The 17,198-nt window shown below is 75.1% G+C and carries 19 protein-coding genes; 5 read left to right on the top strand and 14 right to left on the bottom strand.

The window, feature by feature from the left end:
- Positions 1–120: 120 nt before the first annotated feature.
- The 5 genes from ACI8AR_RS14200 to ACI8AR_RS14180 form a co-directional block, all read right to left on the bottom strand.
- Positions 121–576, bottom strand: coding sequence for a hypothetical protein (locus ACI8AR_RS14200; protein WP_457051599.1), 456 nt, complete (start codon positions 574–576; stop codon positions 121–123).
- A gap of 181 nt (positions 577–757) precedes the next feature.
- On the bottom strand, positions 758–1,060 hold the full coding sequence (locus ACI8AR_RS14195; RefSeq protein WP_387992366.1) for a hypothetical protein: 303 nt from the start codon (positions 1,058–1,060) through the stop codon (positions 758–760).
- 353 nt (positions 1,061–1,413) lie between these two features.
- Positions 1,414–2,802, bottom strand: coding sequence for a metallopeptidase TldD-related protein (locus tag ACI8AR_RS14190; protein ID WP_457051598.1), 1,389 nt, complete (start codon positions 2,800–2,802; stop codon positions 1,414–1,416).
- A complete protein-coding gene (locus ACI8AR_RS14185; RefSeq protein ID WP_457051597.1) occupies positions 2,799–4,310 on the bottom strand; it encodes a TldD/PmbA family protein in 1,512 nt (503 codons plus the stop codon). The genes ACI8AR_RS14190 and ACI8AR_RS14185 overlap by 4 nt, the downstream gene beginning before the upstream one ends.
- Positions 4,311–4,348: 38 nt before the next feature.
- On the bottom strand, positions 4,349–4,690 hold the full coding sequence (locus tag ACI8AR_RS14180) for a UBP-type zinc finger domain-containing protein (protein WP_456937594.1): 342 nt from the start codon (positions 4,688–4,690) through the stop codon (positions 4,349–4,351).
- Between the two features lie 119 nt (positions 4,691–4,809).
- On the opposite strand from ACI8AR_RS14180, the gene ACI8AR_RS14175 reads away from it, so the two are divergent.
- A complete protein-coding gene (locus tag ACI8AR_RS14175; protein ID WP_457051596.1) occupies positions 4,810–5,655 on the top strand; it encodes an MBL fold metallo-hydrolase in 846 nt (281 codons plus the stop codon).
- 44 nt (positions 5,656–5,699) lie between these two features.
- Here the strand turns inward: ACI8AR_RS14175 and ACI8AR_RS14170 are convergent, their stop codons facing one another.
- From ACI8AR_RS14170 to ACI8AR_RS14155, 4 genes are all read right to left on the bottom strand, one after another.
- A complete protein-coding gene (locus tag ACI8AR_RS14170; RefSeq protein WP_457051595.1) occupies positions 5,700–6,107 on the bottom strand; it encodes a VOC family protein in 408 nt (135 codons plus the stop codon).
- Positions 6,100–6,582, bottom strand: a complete 483-nt coding sequence (locus ACI8AR_RS14165; protein ID WP_457051594.1) for an SRPBCC family protein — start codon at positions 6,580–6,582, stop codon at positions 6,100–6,102. Before ACI8AR_RS14165 ends, ACI8AR_RS14170 begins: the two co-directional genes overlap by 8 nt.
- The gene (locus ACI8AR_RS14160) at positions 6,579–6,932 is read right to left on the bottom strand and encodes an ArsR/SmtB family transcription factor (RefSeq protein ID WP_456929944.1); all 354 of its coding nucleotides are present in this window, start codon (positions 6,930–6,932) and stop codon (positions 6,579–6,581) included. The genes ACI8AR_RS14165 and ACI8AR_RS14160 overlap by 4 nt, the downstream gene beginning before the upstream one ends.
- A gap of 62 nt (positions 6,933–6,994) precedes the next feature.
- Positions 6,995–7,834 (bottom strand): endonuclease/exonuclease/phosphatase family protein, encoded by an 840-nt coding sequence (locus ACI8AR_RS14155; RefSeq protein ID WP_457051593.1) that lies wholly within the window; start codon positions 7,832–7,834, stop codon positions 6,995–6,997.
- A 178-nt stretch (positions 7,835–8,012) separates the two neighbouring features.
- On the opposite strand from ACI8AR_RS14155, the gene ACI8AR_RS14150 reads away from it, so the two are divergent.
- A complete protein-coding gene (locus ACI8AR_RS14150; RefSeq protein WP_457051592.1) occupies positions 8,013–8,381 on the top strand; it encodes a hypothetical protein in 369 nt (122 codons plus the stop codon).
- Here ACI8AR_RS14150 and ACI8AR_RS14145 read toward each other — a convergent pair.
- A complete protein-coding gene (locus ACI8AR_RS14145; RefSeq protein WP_457051591.1) occupies positions 8,378–9,673 on the bottom strand; it encodes an amidohydrolase family protein in 1,296 nt (431 codons plus the stop codon). The two genes, ACI8AR_RS14150 and ACI8AR_RS14145, sit on opposite strands and share 4 nt — an antisense overlap.
- Before the next feature lie 90 nt (positions 9,674–9,763).
- Between ACI8AR_RS14145 and ACI8AR_RS14140 the strand changes: the two genes are divergently transcribed.
- The 3 genes from ACI8AR_RS14140 to ACI8AR_RS14130 are packed head-to-tail and all read left to right on the top strand — an operon-like array spanning position 9,764 to position 11,831.
- Entirely contained in the window at positions 9,764–10,459 is a 696-nt protein-coding gene (locus ACI8AR_RS14140) for a DedA family protein (RefSeq protein ID WP_457051590.1), read from the top strand.
- Positions 10,456–11,112 carry an HAD family hydrolase gene (locus ACI8AR_RS14135; RefSeq protein ID WP_457051589.1) on the top strand — a complete coding sequence of 219 codons (657 nt, stop codon included), beginning with the start codon at positions 10,456–10,458 and terminating at the stop codon, positions 11,110–11,112. Before ACI8AR_RS14140 ends, ACI8AR_RS14135 begins: the two co-directional genes overlap by 4 nt.
- Complete coding sequence (locus ACI8AR_RS14130) at positions 11,109–11,831, top strand: alpha/beta hydrolase family protein (RefSeq protein ID WP_457051588.1); 723 nt, start codon at positions 11,109–11,111, stop codon at positions 11,829–11,831. The genes ACI8AR_RS14135 and ACI8AR_RS14130 overlap by 4 nt, the downstream gene beginning before the upstream one ends.
- 138 nt (positions 11,832–11,969) lie before the next feature.
- Here the strand turns inward: ACI8AR_RS14130 and ACI8AR_RS14125 are convergent, their stop codons facing one another.
- From ACI8AR_RS14125 to ACI8AR_RS14110, 4 genes are all read right to left on the bottom strand, one after another.
- Positions 11,970–13,061: an SRPBCC domain-containing protein gene (locus tag ACI8AR_RS14125; protein WP_457051587.1), complete on the bottom strand. Its 1,092-nt coding sequence runs from the start codon at positions 13,059–13,061 to the stop codon at positions 11,970–11,972.
- A 95-nt stretch (positions 13,062–13,156) separates the two neighbouring features.
- Positions 13,157–14,014 (bottom strand): FAD binding domain-containing protein, encoded by an 858-nt coding sequence (locus ACI8AR_RS14120; protein WP_456937583.1) that lies wholly within the window; start codon positions 14,012–14,014, stop codon positions 13,157–13,159.
- Positions 14,015–14,042: 28 nt separating this feature from the next.
- Complete coding sequence (locus tag ACI8AR_RS14115; RefSeq protein WP_457051586.1) at positions 14,043–16,544, bottom strand: xanthine dehydrogenase family protein molybdopterin-binding subunit; 2,502 nt, start codon at positions 16,542–16,544, stop codon at positions 14,043–14,045.
- Positions 16,541–17,035, bottom strand: a complete 495-nt coding sequence (locus ACI8AR_RS14110) for a (2Fe-2S)-binding protein (protein ID WP_456937581.1) — start codon at positions 17,033–17,035, stop codon at positions 16,541–16,543. The genes ACI8AR_RS14115 and ACI8AR_RS14110 overlap by 4 nt, the downstream gene beginning before the upstream one ends.
- Positions 17,036–17,198 lie beyond the last annotated feature (163 nt).

Raw genomic sequence — 17,198 nt, 5'->3', positions numbered from 1 at the left:
GGACCGTAGGGAGGTCGTCAGCGGAGCGTGTGCAGGGCGCGCGGTGCCCGGGGCGGGCGTGACCTCCTGCGTCCCGTCCGCCCCACCCGTCCCGGCCGTTCCACGACCGGGCCGGTCCTGTCAGGGGGAGGTGCTGCGGCGGCGGTCGGGGGCGAGCGGGACCAGCGCGTCGGACACCGCACCGGTGACGAGCGAGTAGAGGGTCTTGCCGGCGACGTCGACGACGCGGTCCTGCCGCGACCAGGTCCACGGCGGGTCGCCGACGCCGGTGGCGTTCTCCAGCGTCTGGTCGGTGGCCAGCCGGATGGAGGCGTGCCAGACCGAGGCGCGCCAGCCGCGCAGGCCGCTGGCCGACCAGATCCCCCGCAGCGCACCGACGGCGGCGCCGGTGCCCCAGTGCATGAGGTGGTTGCGCACGAACGGCCGCTCGGACCCGGGCGGCCGCCGCCGGGTGGTCAGCGCGGTGAGCGTGCGGGCCGGCACGTAGGAGTCCGGCCGGCCGGTCACCTGCTGCTCGGCCTTCGTGGCCAGGGTCATCGCCGCGGTGCCGGCCAGACCGGCCAGGGCTCCGCGCACAGCCGCTCGTCCCAGCACGGGGTCCGCATACCCCGCGGGGGGGGGGGGGGGGGGGGGGGGGGGGGGGGGGGGGGGGGGGGGGGGGGGGGGGGGGGGGGGGGGGGGGGGGGGGGGGGGGGGGCGGGGGGGGGGGGGCCGAACGGCGCCCGCCCCGCGGATCGGTCTGGCTGCGGCCTCGCCGTCAGCCGGCGAGCGGCTCCTCGGCGTCGAGCCCGGCGACGCGCTGCAGGTCCCGCAGGACGGCGGACAGCTCGTCGGCGGTCCACGGCTCGCAGCAGTCGCAGCCGTCCTCGTCGAAGCAGCGCAGGCCCAGCGTGCCGCCGGCCTGGTCCTCGTCGATGGCGAGGTGCCCGCCCATCGGCGAACGGTGACAGGCGCAGGCGGAGGCGCACAGCCCGATGCCCCACCCGGAGACGACGATCGTGCGGCCGTCGTCCCAGATCTTGCCCACCTGGAACACCGAGGGCTTCTGGTTGCGGGTCATGGCGTGCTCCCCTCGACGCCCCCGGCGAAGCGGGGGCTCTCTGCGGTCCGCCGGAAAAATATCCGGGATCCGTGTTTGAGGGCAGCAGCCGAGCGGTACAGGTGCTCAGTTTCACTCCTGCCGCCACAGCCGTCCCACGAGCCCCCGTCCGGGACCCGACGTCGACGCGCAAGGACCGGCCGCAGCGGTCCGCTCCTGGGGGCCGAGTGCGCACTCCTGGGCCGCTGCGAGAACGCCCCAGGAGGTGGGCCTCCTGCGGTGTTCCCGGTGCTCCCGCGGCATGGCAGCACCGCAGGAGCACGCGGGACACCGCAAGAGCCGGCGTGGACCCCCAGGAGCGGGGGCGACGGCGCCTAGCTGGCCGGGGACACCGAGCTCATGTTGAAGTCCGGCACGCGCACCGGCGGCATCGCGGCGCGGGTGAACCAGTCGTTCCACTCGCGCGGCAGGGTCCGCTCGGTGCGCCCGACCTCGCCGATCCGCGCCAGCAGGTCCACCGGCGACTCGTTCCACCGGAAGTTGTTCACCGCGCCGGTCACCTCGCCGCCCTCGACGAGGAACACGCCGTCACGGGTCAGGCCGGTGAGCAGCAGCGTCTGCGGGTCGACCTCGCGGATGTACCAGAGCGTGGTCAGCAGCAGCCCGCGGTCGGTGGCGGCGACCATGTCCTCCAGCGACGCCGTCGCGCCGGGCTGCTCGAGGATCAGGTTGTCGACGGCGGCCACCGCGGGCGCGGTCGTCTTCAGCGCCCAGGCCCGCGGCCGGATCAGGTTGGCGAGGACGCCGTCGCGGATCCAGTCGACGGCGGGCGTCGCCATCCCGTTGTCGAACACGCTGGCCGAGCCGGACGAGGTGCTCACCACCTGGAACGGCGCCGTCTCCAGCCCGGGGGCGTGCGGGTCGCTGCGGAGGGTCAGCGGGAGCTGGGCCAGCCGGTCGCCGATCCGGTTGCCGCCGCCGGCCTTGGCGTAGACGTTGCGGCCCTCGTCGGCATCCCGGGCCTCCATCGTCCAGTAGGCGTAGATCATCAGGTCGCTCACGGCCGACGGCGGCAGCAGCGTCTCGTACCGCCCGGCCGGCAGCTCGACCCGCCGCTGCGACCAGCCGAGCTTGCGCTGCACGTCGGCGGCGAGGTCGGCCACCGACACGTCGCGGAAGTCGCGGGTGCCGACGCCGGACCACACCGACCGCGAGAAGTCGGTGCTCTTGCCGTTGAGCTCCACCCGGCCGCTGGGCTGGTCGGTGCGCAGCCGCAGGCCGGTGGAGGTGCCCACGTACGTCGTCGTCAGGGCGTGCTCGGCGTAGCCGAACAGCAGGTCGCCGCGGTCGCGCGCGGCCCCGAACGCCTCCCCGAGGGCCGGCGCGAACTCGGCGAACACCTCGATCGAGGTCTCGGCCGGCTCGGCCTCCCAGTCCCCCGCGCCCGGCGGCGTCTCGGCGATCAGCGGCACCGCGTCCTCGGCGGGGCCGGCGTCCCGGGCGGCCTGCTCGCTGGCGGCGACCAGCTCGGCGACGTCCGGCGTGCCGGTCCGCGCGACCGTGCCGGTGGCCATCCCGGCCCCGCCGTCGACGAACGACACGACGACGACCTGGCGCGAGCGCATCGCCCCGTTGGTCGTCAGGCTGTTCGACGCCCACCGCAGGTTGGCCTCGGTGCTCTCGACGACGTAGGCGACGCAGCCGTCGGCGGTCGAGGCGGCCAGCGCCTTCTCGACCAGCTGCTGCGCGGTCAGCTGGCTCATCGCCCGCCCTCCTGGACCGTGTTGAGGATGGTGACGCCCTCGAAGAGCGCGGCCGGGCAGCCGTGGCTGACCGGCGCGACCTGCCCGGGCTGGGCCTTACCGCAGTTGAACGCGCCGCCGAGGCGGTGGGTGGAGGGCCCGCCGACGGCACGCATCGAGCCCCAGAAGTCCGTCGTCGTGGCCTGGTAGGCGACGTCGCGCAGCTGCCCGGCCAGCCGCCCGCCCTCGATCCGGTAGAAGCGCTGGCCGGTGAACTGGAAGTTGTAGCGCTGCATGTCGATCGACCAGCTCTTGTCGCCGACGACGTAGATGCCGCGCTCGACCCCGCCGATCAGCCCCGCGAGGTCCGGGCCGTCGGCGGCCGGCTGCAGCGACACGTTGGCCATCCGCTGCACCGGCACGTGCCGCGGCGAGTCGGCGAACGAGCAGCCGTTGGACCGGGCCATCCCGCCGAGCCGGGCGGTGTTGCGGTCGACCTGGTAGCCGACCAGCACGCCGTCGCGGACGATGTCCCACTGCTGGGCCTCGACGCCCTCGTCGTCCCAGCCGATGCTCGACAGCCCGTGCTCGACGGTCCGGTCGCCGGTGACCTGCATGAGCTCCGAGCCGTAGCGCAGGCTGCCCAGCCCGTCGACGGTGGCGAAGGACGTGCCGGCGTAGGCGGCCTCGTAGCCCAGCGCCCGGTCCAGCTCGGTGGCGTGGCCGACGGACTCGTGGATGGTCAGCCACAGGTTGGACGGGTCGACGACGAGGTCGTAGCGGCCCGGCTCCACCGACGGCGCCTTGGTCTTCTCCCGCAGCAGCTCGGGGATCTGCGCGAGCTCGGCGTCCCAGTCGAAGGAGTCCCCGGTGAGGTACTCCCAGCCGCGGCCCACCGGCGGGGCGAGGGTCCGCATGCTCTCGAACGCGCCGGTGGTGCGGTCGACGGTGAGCGCGGTGAACTCCGGGGTGATGCGCACCCGCTGCTGGCGGGTGCGGGTGCCGTTGGTGTCGGCGTAGTACTTCTGCTCCTTGACGTGCATGCAGCTCGACTGCACGTGCTCGACGCCGTCGGCGGCCAGCAGCCGCTCGGACAGCTCGGTGAGCAGCGCGGTCTTCTCCGCGTCGGGGACCTCGAAGGGGTCGACCTCGTAGGAGGACACCCAGGAGCCCTCGTGCCGCGGCTCGGGCGCGAGCTCGACCCGGTCGGTGGCCAGCGCCGCGGACACCTGCGCGACGGCGACCGCCTGCTCGGCCAGCCGCACCGCCTCGGCCGCGGTGAGGACGACGCCCGCGGCGAACCCCCAGGTGCCCTCGTGCACCACGCGGACGGCCAGGCCGAGGTCCTCGCCGTCGGCCAGCGCCTCCAGCCGCGCGTCGCGCAGGCTGATCGACTGGGTGCGGATGCGCTCCACCCGGATGTCGGCGTGCTCGCAGCCGAGGTCGACCGCTCGGGTCAGCGCCGCCTCGGTGAGCGCGGACAGGGGCAGGGCGAGGAAGGACTCGTCGACGTCCCGGGACGACACCACCGCCCCTGTCTACCAGCCGGGCCCTCCCCGCCCGGCCCTCAGTGGTGCAGGTGGCGCTGCCAGTCCGCGGGCACCCGGCCGGCGGGCCCCGGCGCCGGCTGGCCCACCGGGTGCGAGGTCGGCGGCGCCAGCCGGAGGTCCCCGCCGAACTCCCCGGCGACGTAGTCCCACGTCCAGTCCTCACCGGGCTCGAAGCTCTGCGCGACCCGGTGCCCGGTGGCCGCGGCGTGCGCCGAGGCGTGCTGCGACGGCGAGGAGTCGCAGCAGCCGACGTGGCCGCAGGCTGCGCACCGGCGCAGGTGGAACCACCAGCCGCCGGTGGCGTCGCAGTCGGCGCAGCCGGTGCCGCTCGGCGGGACGGACGGATCGACCTGGCTCATCGGGGCTCCTCCTGGCTCCTGCGACGGGTCCTCCCCGGAGGCACCCTCCCGCGGCCACGGACCCGCCGACAAGGCCGGCCGGGGTTGCAGGACGACGGCTGACGGGTAGCCGCCGGGACATGACCGCCGACCCGGGCAGCGCCGACCGCAGCTCCGCGCCCACCGACGAGAGCGCCGCCGACGTCACCCTCACCTTCGGCGGCAACGCGACGACGCTGCTGCGGCTGGGCGGGTTCACCCTGCTCACCGACCCGAACTTCGTCCGGCGCGGCGAGCGGGTCTACCTGGGCAAGGGGCTGTTCGCGAAGCGGCTGACCGACCCGGCGCTGCTGCCCGAGGACCTGCCCGACCTCGACGCCGTCCTGCTGTCCCACCTGCACGGCGACCACTGGGACCGGGTCGCCTACGCGACGATCGACAAGGCCACGCCGGTCGTCACCACGCCGGCGGCCGCGCGCACGCTGTCCTCGCGCGGCTTCTCGGCCACCGCGGACCTGCGGCCCTGGCAGGTGCACCAGCTCGCCCGCGGCGAGGAGAGGCTGCGGATCACCTCGGTGCCCGGCGTCCACGGCCCCGGCCCGCTGGCCAAGGTGCTGCCGCCGGTGATGGGCAGCGTGCTGGAGCTGCTCCGCGACGGCGAGGTGTCCTGGCGCGGGTACATCACCGGGGACACGCTGTTCCGGCCGTGGCTGGGCGAGGTGCTGGAGCGCTGCGGGCCGCTCGACGTCGTCGTCCCGCACCTGGGCGGCACGAAGGCGCTGGGCGTCACCGTGACCATGGACGGCCGGCAGGGCGCCGACCTGGTCGAGCTGCTGAAGCCGCCGGTGACCGTGCCGGTGCACTACGACGACTACGACCGGTTCGCCTCGCCGCTCGGCGACTTCGTGCGGGAGGTCGCCGAGCGGCGGGCGCCCGGGCAGCTGCGGACCGTCGTGCGCGGGGAGACGATCTCGCTGCGCGCCTAGGAGGCTGCGCACCTGGAAGGCGTCGCACCTAGAAGGCGTCGCACCTAGAAGGCGTCGCCCGTCCGCCAGGCCATCTCCTGCAGGGTCAGGGTGTTGCCGTCCGGGTCGGTGATCGCCGCGTACTTCACCCCGCCTCCCACGTCCACCACGGGCCCGACGTCGGCACCGCGGCCCACCAGGTCCGCACGGGCCTGCTCGATGTCCGGGACGACGAGGTGCAGCGCCCGGACCGAGCCGGGAGTGCCCTCGTAGGCCGCCAGGCCGGTGCCGAAGCCGACGGAGCAGGCCGAACCCAGCGGGGTCAGCTGGACGACCCGCACGCCGTCGGCCGGTCGCACGTCGACGTCGACGGTGAAGCCCAGCCGGTCGGCGTAGAAGGCCTTCGCCCGGTCGACGTCGGCGACCGGGATCGGTACGAGCTCGAGCTTCATCTCCAGGGCGCGCTCAGCCACGGGCGAGCACCTCGTCGAGCCGCTCGTAGCCCTCGACGACGCCGACCTCCATGCCGCTGGCGAGCATCGCGTCGCGGTCGGCGAACGAGTCGCACAGCGAGGTGGCGGTGAGCCGGGTGCGGCCGTCGCCGAGGTCCTCGAGCACGAGCTTCTCCAGGGCGACGCCGTCGGGCTGCCCCTCGAAGGTGAACGTCTGCACGATCAGCTCGTCGGGCCGGACCTCGTGGAAGGAGCCGTGGAACCCGTACTCGCCGTTCGCGTCGCTGTGCACGTAGCGGTAGGAGCCGCCGGTGCGGCAGTCGTAGTGGTCGATGCGCATCTCCAGCCCGCGCGGGCCCATCCACCGCACGAGCAGGTCCGGGTCGGTGTGCGCGCGGAACACCTTGGCGGGCGGGGCGTCGAACTCGCGGGTGATGCGGATCAGCGGGACCTCGGGGTCGGCGGCGATCTGCGTCTGACGCGTGCTGGTGGTCATGACCGGTTCTCCTCTCGTGGGGCTGCGTCCTCCGGCAGGGACCGGAGGACGTCGTCGAGGCGGCTGTAGCGCTCCTCGGCCTGGCGCCGGTAGCGCTCGATCCACTTCGTCATCAGGTCGAACACCTCCGCCTCCAGGTGCACCGGGCGGCGCTGGGCCTCCCGGCTGCGGCTGACCAGGCCGGCGTCCTCGAGCACCTTCAGGTGCTTGGAGACCGCCTGCACGGTCACGTCGTAGGGGGCGGCGAGCTCGCCCACCGTCGCGTCACCGACCGCCAGCCGCGCGACCATGTCGCGCCGCGTCGGGTCGGCCAGCGCCGCGAACACCCGGGAGAGCGGATCCGCCGTCACCTGCGACCTCCTTCTTCAACCTCTCGGTTGAGAACGACGGTAGGACCTCCTGCCCACGCTTGTCAACCGTTCGGTTGAGGAGCCCACGAACCCGGCGGGTGGCCGGGCAGGTCGAGGTCGGCGACGACGCCGGAGTGGTCGCTGGCCCACACGCCGGCCACCGGCTCGTCGAGCACCCGGGCGCAGGAGCGGACCTGCAGCGTCGGCCCGTGCACACCGCTGCGCACCAGCACCCAGTCGATGCGCCGGCTCACCGCGGTGGCCACCTCCCCCGCCCGCACCAGCGGGTTCCGGGCGTCGAAGGTGAACCCGGGGTCGGCCGGGTGCAGGGTCTCCCAGGCGTCCTGGAAGCACACGCTCGTCCCGTCCAGCGACCGGCGTCCGCGCAGGAACTGCGTGCTGGCGGCGTCCGGGGTGGCGTCGAGGTCGCCCAGGAGGACGGCGTGGTCCACACCGCCGGCCCGGCGCTCGACCGCCCGCGCGGCGGCCAGCGCCTGCTGCTCGCGCTCCACCTCGTAGCCGAACTGCCAGCTCGGCTTGTGGTGGGCGACCAGCACGCGGCCGACCGCGGTGTCCACCTCGGCGAGCAGCGTCGCGCACCACGGGAGGTCGCCCGCCCGCTCCGTGCAGCGCTGGTCGACCTCCTCGACCACGCGGTGCGGCGCCCGCGTGGCCAGCACACCGCCCACCCCGTCGTCGGCGGCCCGGGAGAAGGGGGTCACGTGACACCCGGGGCCGAGCAACTCCTCGACGGTGCCGTCGGCGACGGGCACCTCCTGCAGCGCGACGACGTCGGCGTCCAGCGCGCGCAGCGTCTCCCCGATCAGCTCGCTGCGCCGCGCCCAGTCCGGGTTGGCCGGCCCGAGCACGTTGAAGGTCAGGACCCGCAGGGACGCCACCATGCGCCGCAGTCAACCGCCGCGCGGCCCGGTCCTCCAGCCCGCGTCGCACCCCCGGGTCCTCCCCCGGGTGGACGGCCGGCCCTCGGCGGGATCAGCCCGGGCGCCGACGCCCGCGCAGGGCCTCCGGGCCGAGGCTCGTCCCGCCACCGGCCGGTGGCCCGACGAGAGGAGGCCCGCGGTGCCCGGCACGGCGGCGAAGGTGGTCCTGGGCACGCCGGCGGGGACGGTCGCGGTCGCCGAGGCCGCCGGGGCGCCGGAGGACACCGTGCCGTGGTGGACCCGCGCGGCCGGCTCCGAGGTCACCGTCGTCCAGCCGGGTGAGGCGTACGGCCCGGCCGACGGCAGCGTCCGGGCCGACATGGCCCTCCCGCCCGGCACCGTCCCATCCGAGGACTGCACGCCGCTGCCGCGGCCGGGGATGCCGTGGGACGGCGGCGGCACCTGGCCCGACCTCACCGGCGAGCCGGCGCTGCTGTGCGAGGGCTGGGTGACCGTCGTCGTCGACGGCCACCTCTACACCTGGACCGGCCCCACCCCGCGGTCCTAGCGGGCCAGCCGGGCCGCCCGCCCGGCGACCTCGGTGCGCAGCGCGTCCACGTCCACGGTGGTCACCGCGCCGCCGGCGACCACCTGCCGGCCGCCGACCCAGACGTCGCGGACCAGCCGGGAGGCGCCCGACCAGACCAGGTGGGTGAGCAGGTCGGTCTGGTCCCCGACCGGCTCGAAGCCGAGGTCGCGGGTGTCCACGTGCACGAGGTCGGCGCGCCGGCCCGCCTCGACCTGGCCGAGGTCGGGGCGGCCGATCGCCGCGGCGGCCCCGCCGGTGGCCAGCCAGAACGCCTCCGCGGCGGTCAGCGCCGTGGCCGAGGACTCGCGCAGCCGGGCCAGCCCCGCGGCCAGGCGGACGTCGGCGAGCAGGTCCAGCCCGTCGTTGGACGCCGGCCCGTCGGTGCCCAGGCCCACCCGGACCCGGCGGTCGAGCATCGCCCGCACCGGCGCGATGCCGCTGGCGAGCTTGGCGTTGCTGGCCGGGCAGTGCGCGACCGCGACGTCGTACTCGGCCCACAGCTCCAGGTCGGCGTCGTCGAGGTGTACGCAGTGCGCGGCCAGCACCCGCCCGCCCAGGACGTCGTGCGCGGCCAGCAGCGCGGGCACCGACAGCCCGTGCGCCGCGAGCAGGCCGGCGCCCTCGGTGGCGGTCTCGGCCACGTGCAGGTGCAGCAGCATCCCGTGCTCGCGGGTGAGCTCGGCGGCGCGGCGCAGCAGGGGCAGCGGGACGGTGTAGGCCGCGTGCGGGCCCAGGCCGAACTCCACCAGGCCGTCCGCGTCGGCGTGCCCGGCCAGGTCGACCGCTGCGGCCATCTGCTCCTCCAGCGGCGGCAGGCCCGGCAGCGGCACCATCGGCGCCGCGACCACCGCCCGGGCGCCGGTGGCCCCGACCGCCGCGGCGATCCGCTCGGGCGAGAAGTACATCTCCACGCTGGTGGTGACCCCGCCGCGCAGCATCTCCGCCGACGCGGCGGTCATCGCCACCTCGACGTCGTCGCCGGTCAGCCGCGCCTCCCGCGGCCACATCACCTCGCGCAGCCAGCGGTCCAGCGGCAGCCCCTCGCCCTGCCCGCGGAACAGCACCATCGCCGCGTGCGAGTGGGCGTTCACCAGCCCCGGCACGAGCAGGCCGGGCAGCGCCACGACCTCGGCGTCCCCGGCCGGCGGGGCGTCGGCGGCCGCGCCGGCCCACGCGATGCGCCCGTCCTCGACGTCGACGACGGCGTCCGGCACGACCGTGCCCGCCCGGTCCCCCACGACGACGGCCCGGGCGGTGAGTCGCTGGCGCATGGCGGCACGCTAGCCCCATCCGTCCCGGCCGTCCGGGCAGCGCCCCGCAGGTCCGGGCGACGTCCAGGCCCCGCCCGTACCGTGGGAGCCATGTCCTTCCTGGCCGCCGCAGCGTCCCCCGACCAGGGTGGGCTCACCGCCTGGCTGCTGTCGCTCGTGGACTCGCTGGGTCCGATCGGCGTCGGCTTCAGCATCCTGCTGGAGACGGTCATCCCGCCGATCCCCAGCGAGGCGGTCCTCGGGGCGGCCGGTGTGCTCATCGACAGCCCGTGGGCGTTCGTCGCGGTGGTCGGCTGCGCGACGATCGGCTCGATCCTGGGGGCGATCTTCTTCTACTACGTCGGCCGGGCGCTGGGCCCGCGCCGCTCGCACGCGTTCCTCGACCGGCTGCCGCTGGTCGAGACCGCCGACGTCGACAAGACCTTCGCCTGGTTCGAGCGGCACGGCCGCTCCGCGGTGTTCTTCGGCCGCATGGTGCCGATCGTGCGCAGCTTCATCTCCGTGCCCGCGGGCGTGGTGCGGATGCCGTTCGGCCAGTTCCTCCTCTACTCCGCGGCCGGCAGCCTCATCTGGAACACCGTCCTGGTGACGCTGGGCTGGCTGGCCCGCGACTTCATCGAGGCCAACCTGCACTACCTCGACTACGTCGTCGTCGCCGTCGTCGTCCTGGCGGTGGGCTACCTGGTCTACAAGCGGGTGAAGGACATCCGCCACCACCGGCGGCGGCAGACCACCGCGGGCCGTGCCGAGGACCGGCGCGGCGCCGGCGACCTCCCCGCCGCGTGACGCGCCCCGAGGTCGTCGCGTTCGACGTCAACGAGACGCTGCTCGACCTCTCCCCCGTCGGCGCCGCGCTCGTCGAGCACGGACAGCCCGCGGGGCTGCTGCCCACCGTGTTCGGCCGCACCCTGCACACCGGGACGGCCGCCACGGTGGCCGGCGTCTGGCTGCCCTTCCGCGCCGCCTTCGACTCGGCGCTGGCCCAGCTCACCGACCTGCCCGACGGCGCCCGCGCGGAGGTCGCCGACGCCTTCCTCGAGCTGTCGCCGCACCCGGACGTCGAGCCCGCGCTGCGCCGTCTCCACGACGCCGGCGTGCGCGTGGTGACGCTGTCGCACGGCTCCCCCGGCGTCGCCGAGGCGGGGCTGGAGCGGGGCGGGGTCACCCCGCTGGTCGAGCGGACGCTGACCAGCGAGACCGTGCGCGCCTGGAAGCCCTCCCGCGAGGCCTACCTGTGGGCCGCGGGCGCCTGCGGGGTCGAGCCGTCGCGGATGGCGCTGGTGGCCGCGCACGGCTGGGACGTGCTGGGCGCCGAGCGCGCCGGCCTCACCGGGGCGTGGTTCCCGCGCAGCGAGCGCGTCTACCCGCCGGGCTACCCCGCGCCGGCCGTCGTCGCCCCGGGCCTCGCGGGGGCGGTCGACGCGCTGCTGGCCCGGTGAGCTCCCCCGCACCGGTCGGCACCCCGCTCGGCCCGGCCGCGGTGCACGCCGACGGACCGGCCGACGGCGCCCGCGGCACCCTCGTGCTCGGGCACGGCGCCGGCGGGGGCGCCGGGTCGGCCGACCTGGTCGCCGTCACGACCGCTGCTGCCGCGGCGGGCTGGCGGGTGCTGCGGGTGGAGCAGCCGTGGCGGGTGGCCGGCAAGCGGATCGCACCCGCCCCGCCGCGCCTGGACGTCGCCTGGACCGCGGTGGTGGAGGCGCTGCGGGCCGGCGGCGCGCTGACCGGCCCGCTGGTGTTCGGCGGGCGCAGCGCCGGCGCCCGGGTGGCCTGCCGGACGGCGACGGCGCTGGGGGCGGACGGCGTGCTGGCGCTGGCGTTCCCGCTGCACCCGCCGGGCCGGCCCGAGCGCAGCCGCGCGGGCGAGCTGACCGGCGCCGGCGTGCCGCTGGTCGTGGTGCAGGGGGAGACCGACGCGTTCGGCCGGCCCGCGGAGGTCGTCGCGGCGCTGGACGGCGTCCCGGTGGCCACCGTGTCCGCGGTGCCGGGCGACCACTCGCTGGGGAAGGCGCCCGAGGCGGTGGCCGCCGCCGCGCTGACCTGGCTGGAGGAGCTGGCCGCCGTCAGGAGTCGATCATCGGCCGCGTGCACGGGACACGGCCGGACACGCCGCAACACCGTGCACGCGTCCGATGATCAACACAGCGGGCGGGGCTGACACCCGCCTCCGCCCACCGACGCACATGCCGCCGGCGTGACCATCGAGACGTTGCCGCTCGCAGTGGCGCGCCCGCGCGTGTCGGCGGCGACAACTCGATGATCAACGCGCCCGCGGCTCCTCGCCGGCGCCCGGCGCTCAGGAACGACGGCGGCGGGCGGCGAACAGGATGAGCAGCAGCACCGCGAGGACGGCGGCGCCGGGACCGGCGTAGCGGGCGAGCGCGGCGCCGCCGGCCACCTCGAGCAGGTCGATCGGCTCGGGCTCCGCGGCCGGCTGGGGGCGCACCGGGGTCGCGGCCGGGGTGCTGCGCGGCGGGGCGCCGGTGCCCGGCCGGCTCGGCGGGGCGGTGTTCCGCGACGGCGGCGTGCTCGGCACCGGCCCGCCGACCGCGGCGGCCGGCGCGGTGTCCGAGGCCGCCGGGGCGGCGTCGGACGCGGCCGGCGCGGTGTCCGACACCGCGGGGATCGAGACGGTGTCGGTGGCGCCGGTGACCGGGGCGGTGATCGGCGCGGTCTCCGTGGGCGACGGGGACGACGCCGCGGCGGCCTTCTTCGTCGGCGACTTCTTCCCCGGCTTCCGCGCGGCCTCCGTCGCGGACGCCGCGGCCTCCCGCGCGGCGGTGCCGGTCTGGCGCACCTTCTCCGCGACCGCGTTGTCGCCGGGCACCTGCTCGACCGACTGGGCGACCTCCTCGGCGGCCCCCGCCGCGGTGGCGGCGACCGTCCCGGCGACGGTCGGCTCCTGCTGCTCGGCGGCCGCCGCCCGGTCCACGGTCACGTCGTCGCCGGTGGCCAGCTGGGCGGCGAGCTTGTCGGCGAACTGGCCGAGCAGCTTGTTGCCGACGTCGGTCATGACGCCGCGGCCGAACTGGGCCGGGCGGCCGGTGATGTTGAGGTCGGTGAGGACGTCGACCCGCGTCGTCGTCCCCTCGCCCTGGAGCCGGGCGGTGATGACGGCCGCCGCCGTCCCGTTGCCCCGCTGGTCCTTGCCGCGCGCGTCGATGACGGCGCGGTGCGCGGCCTCGTCCTTCTCCACGAACGACGCCTTGCCCTGGTAGGTCAGGTTGATCGGGCCGAGCTTGACCTTGACCCGGCCGGTGAAGTCGTCACCGGAGACCGAGTCGAGCGCGGCTCCGGGCATGCACGGCGCGATCCGCTCGATGTCGAGCAGGACCCGCCAGGCCTCGTCGACGGGCACGGGGACGGTGAACGAGTTCTCCAGCTGCACGGTGCGACCTCCGGGGTGGGAACGGACCTCGGCCGGTCCGCCCGGGAGGGCGGGCCGGCCGAGGGGACGGGCGGGAGCCGGGGTTGTGCCGGACGCTACAGCCCGGCGGCGGCGGTGACCGCGCGGCGGGTGAGCACCTGCGCGAGGTGCTCGCGGTAGTCGGCCTGGGCGTTGAGGTCGCTGCTCGGGCTGGTGCCCTCGGCCGCCGACCGCGCCGCGGAGGCCACCGTGTCCGGGGACGCGGCGGCGCCGGACAGCGCGGCCTCGGTGGCCGACGCCCGCAGCGGGGTCGGGCCCATGTTGGTCAGCCCGATCCGTGCCTCGGCGATGTGCCCGTTCTCGCGCCGCACCGCCGCGGCGACCGCGACGATCGACCACGCCTGCGCCACGCGGTTGAACTTCTCGTAGCGCACGCCCCAGTCGCCGGCCAGCTTCGGCACCCGGATCTCGACCAGGACCTCCCCCTCGTCGAGGGCGGTGGTCAGGTAGTCGACGAAGAACTCCCGCGCGGGCACCGTCCGGCGCCCGCCCGGCCCGGCGATGACCATCTCGGCGTCCAGCGCGAGGGCCACCGCCGGCAGGTCACCGGCCGGGTCGGCGTGCGCCAGGGCGCCGCCGAAGGTGCCGCGCCGGCGGGTCTGCCGGTCGGCCACCGTCTCGGTCGCCTCCGCGATGAGCTTCGCGTGCTGCGCGATCAGCGGGTCGGTGAGGACGTCGGCGTGCGTGGTCATCGCGCCGATGACGAGGGAGTCGCCCTCCTCGCGGACGCCGCGCATCTCCGCCACCCGGCCGAGGTCGACGATCGTCTCCGGCGCGGCCAGGCGCAGCCGCATGACCGGGATGAGCGACTGCCCGCCGGCCATGACCTTGACGTCCTCGCCGCCCTCGGCGACCGCCTGGACGGCCTCCTCGACCGTCGTCGGCCGGACGTACTCGAACGGGGCGGGGATCACGGCTCTACTCCTTCGTCGTATCGGCAGATCACCGGTCACCTCCGAGAGCGGACTGGGGGGTCGAGACACCGGCGGTGGTCTCGGTCTGGGCGCCGCCGTAGGCGTTGGACCCGGCCGTGGCCCGGTCCCCGCCGTCGCCGCCCTCGTGGATGGCCCGCCACACCCGCTCCGGGGTCAGCGGCATCCGGATGTCCTCCACGCCGAGGTGCCGGACGGCGTCGAGCGCGGCGTTGACCACCGCCGGGGTGCTGGCGATGCAGCCGGCCTCGCCCACGCCCTTGGCGCCGATCGGGTTGCCCGGCGCCACGTGCACGGTGTTGCCGGTGTCGAAGTGCGGCAGGTCGGCGGCCGAGGGGACCAGGTAGTCGACGAACGTGCCGGTGGTGAGGTTGCCGTCGGCGTCGTAGACGGCCTCCTCGTACAGCGCCTGCGCGATGCCCTGGGCCAGGCCGCCGTGCACCTGCCCCTCGACGATGAGCGGGTTGACGATCGTGCCGACGTCGTCGACGCAGGCGTACTTGCGGATCTTCACGAACCCGGTCTCGGTGTCGACCTCCATCGCGCACACGTGCGTGCCGTGCGGGAAGGAGAAGTTGACCGGGTCGAAGGTCGCGTCCGCGTCGATCGAGGGCTCGATGTCCTCGGGGTAGTCGTGCGCGGCGAAGACGGCGAGCGCGATCTCCTGGATCGACATCCCGGTGCCCGGCGTCCCGCGGACGGTGAACTTCCCGCCGGAGAAGTCCAGGTCGTCCTCGTTGGCCTCGAGCAGGTGCGCGGCGACCCGGCGGGCCTTGGCGATCACCTTGTCGGCCGCCTTGACCACCGCGGTGCCGCCGACGACCAGCGAGCGCGAGCCGTAGGTGTCCATGCCCTTGTGCGAGACGGCGGTGTCGCCGTGCAGCACCTCGACGTCCTCGAACGGCACGCCGAGCTGGTCGGCGACCAGCTGGCTCCACGCCGTCTCGTGGCCCTGGCCGTGCGGCGTCGAGCCGGTGACCACCTCGACCTTGCCGGTGGGCAGCATCCGGATCGACGCCGACTCCCAGCCGCCCGCGCCGTAGGACAGCGAGCCGAGCACCCGGGAGGGTGCCAGGCCGCACATCTCGGTGAAGGTGGAGAAGCCGATGCCCAGCTGCACCGGGTCGTTCGACTCCCGCCGGCGGCGCTGCTCCTCGCGCAGCTCGTCGTAACCGAGCAGCTCCAGGGCCTGCTGGGTGGCCGAGTCGTAGTCGCCGCTGTCGTACTCGAGGCCGGCGACGGTGGTGAACGGGAACTCCGCGGCGTCGATCCAGTTCCTCCGCCGCAGCTCCAGCGGGTCCATCCCGAGCTCGACGGCGAGCTCGTCCATGATCCGCTCGACGGCGAAGGTGGCCTCGGGCCGGCCGGCGCCGCGGTAGGCGTCGGTGGGGACCTTGTTGGTGAAGACGCCGTCGCACTCGAAGCGGTAGGCCGGGAACTTGTAGATGCCGGGGAACATGAACGCGCCCAGCGCCGGCACGCCCGGGGTGATCAGCCGCAGGTAGGCGCCCATGTCGGCGAGCAGCCGCACGCGCAGGCCCTTGACGTCGCCCTCCCGAGTGGCGGCGATGTCGATGTACTGGATCTGGTCGCGGCCGTGGTGGGCGGTCATCAGCGACTCGCTGCGGGTCTCGGTCCACTTGACCGGCTTGCCGAGGTGGCGCGCGATCAGCAGCGCGAGGACCTCCTCGGGGTTGACCTGCAGCTTGCCGCCGAAGCCGCCGCCGACGTCGGGGGCGACGACGCGCAGCTTGTGCTCCGGGATGCCGGTGACCATCGCCAGCATCACGCGCAGCACGTGCGGGATCTGGGTGGCCGACCACAGCGTGAAGTTCTCGCCCTGGGGCTGGACGACGACCGACCGCGGCTCCATGAACGCCGGGATCAGCCGCTGGTTGACGAACCGCCGGCTGACGACGACCTCGGCGTCGGCGAAGGCCTGCTCGGTGTCCACGCCCGTGCCGGCCTCGCCGGCGTCGAAGACGAAGTGGTAGCTGGTGTTGGTGCCGAGCTCGTCGTGCACCAGCTCGGCGCCGTCGCGGACGGCCTCCTCCATGTCGAGGACCGGCGGCAGCGTCTCGTAGTCGACGTCGACCAGCTCGACGGCGTCGGCGGCCGCGGTGCGCGAGCGGGCGACGATGACCGCCACCGCCTCGCCGACGTGGTTCACGGCGTCGACGGCGATCGAGGGGTGGCCGGGGTTCTTCATGTCCGGCGTGACCGGCCAGGCGCAGGGGATGGAGCCCTGCTCGTCGGCGAGGTCGCGGCCGGTGAACACCGCGACGACGCCGGGGGCCTCCTTGGCCGCGGAGACGTCGATGGCGGTGATGCGGGCGTGCGCCACGGGGCTGCGCACGACGCTGAGGTGCAGCATCCCGGGCAGGACCATGTTGTCGGTCCAGGTGGTGCGCCCGGTGATGAGGCGGGCGTCCTCCTTGCGGCGGCGGGCCTTCCCGACCTCCTTGTCCGGGGCCGGGGTCTGGGTGGTGGCCGCGTCCTCGGTGACGGTCATGCCTGCGCTCCCAGGGTCTCGGAGGAGCCGGACATCTCCCCCGCGGCCTGCTGCACCGCGCGGACGATGTTCTGGTAGCCGGTACAGCGGCAGAGGTTGCCCTCGATGCCCTCGCGGACCTCGGTCTCGCTGGGGCTCGGGTTCTCCTTCAGCAGGTCGATCGAGGCCATGATCATCCCGGGCGTGCAGAAGCCGCACTGGAGACCGTGCATCTCGTGGAAGGCCTTCTGCACCGGGTGCAGGGCGCCCTCGCTGCCGATGCCCTCGATGGTGGTGACCTCGGCGCCGTCGGCCTGGACGGCGAGGACGGTGCAGGACTTCACGGCCTGCCCGTCCAGGTGCACGGTGCAGGCGCCGCAGTTGCTGGTGTCGCAGCCGACGACGGTGCCCACCTTGCCGAGGGCCTCGCGCAGGTGGTGGACCAGCAGGGTCCGGGGTTCGACCTCGTCGGTGTAGGTCACGCCGTCGACCCTCATGCTGACCTGGGTCATGGATCCTCCGCTCCGTTGCAGCAGGCGATCGCGCCCGGCTCCACGGGCGCTCCGCGGCGGAGTCTGTCAACGGCGGAGTGACTTAGGCCACGCTTACCTGTGACCGGGTGACCTGCGGATCCGCAGTTGCGGATCCTATTACGTCACACAGCCGCAGGTGCGG

This window comes from Geodermatophilus sp. SYSU D01036, from assembly GCF_054050435.1.
This window is presented reverse-complemented; position numbering and strand designations above follow the sequence as displayed.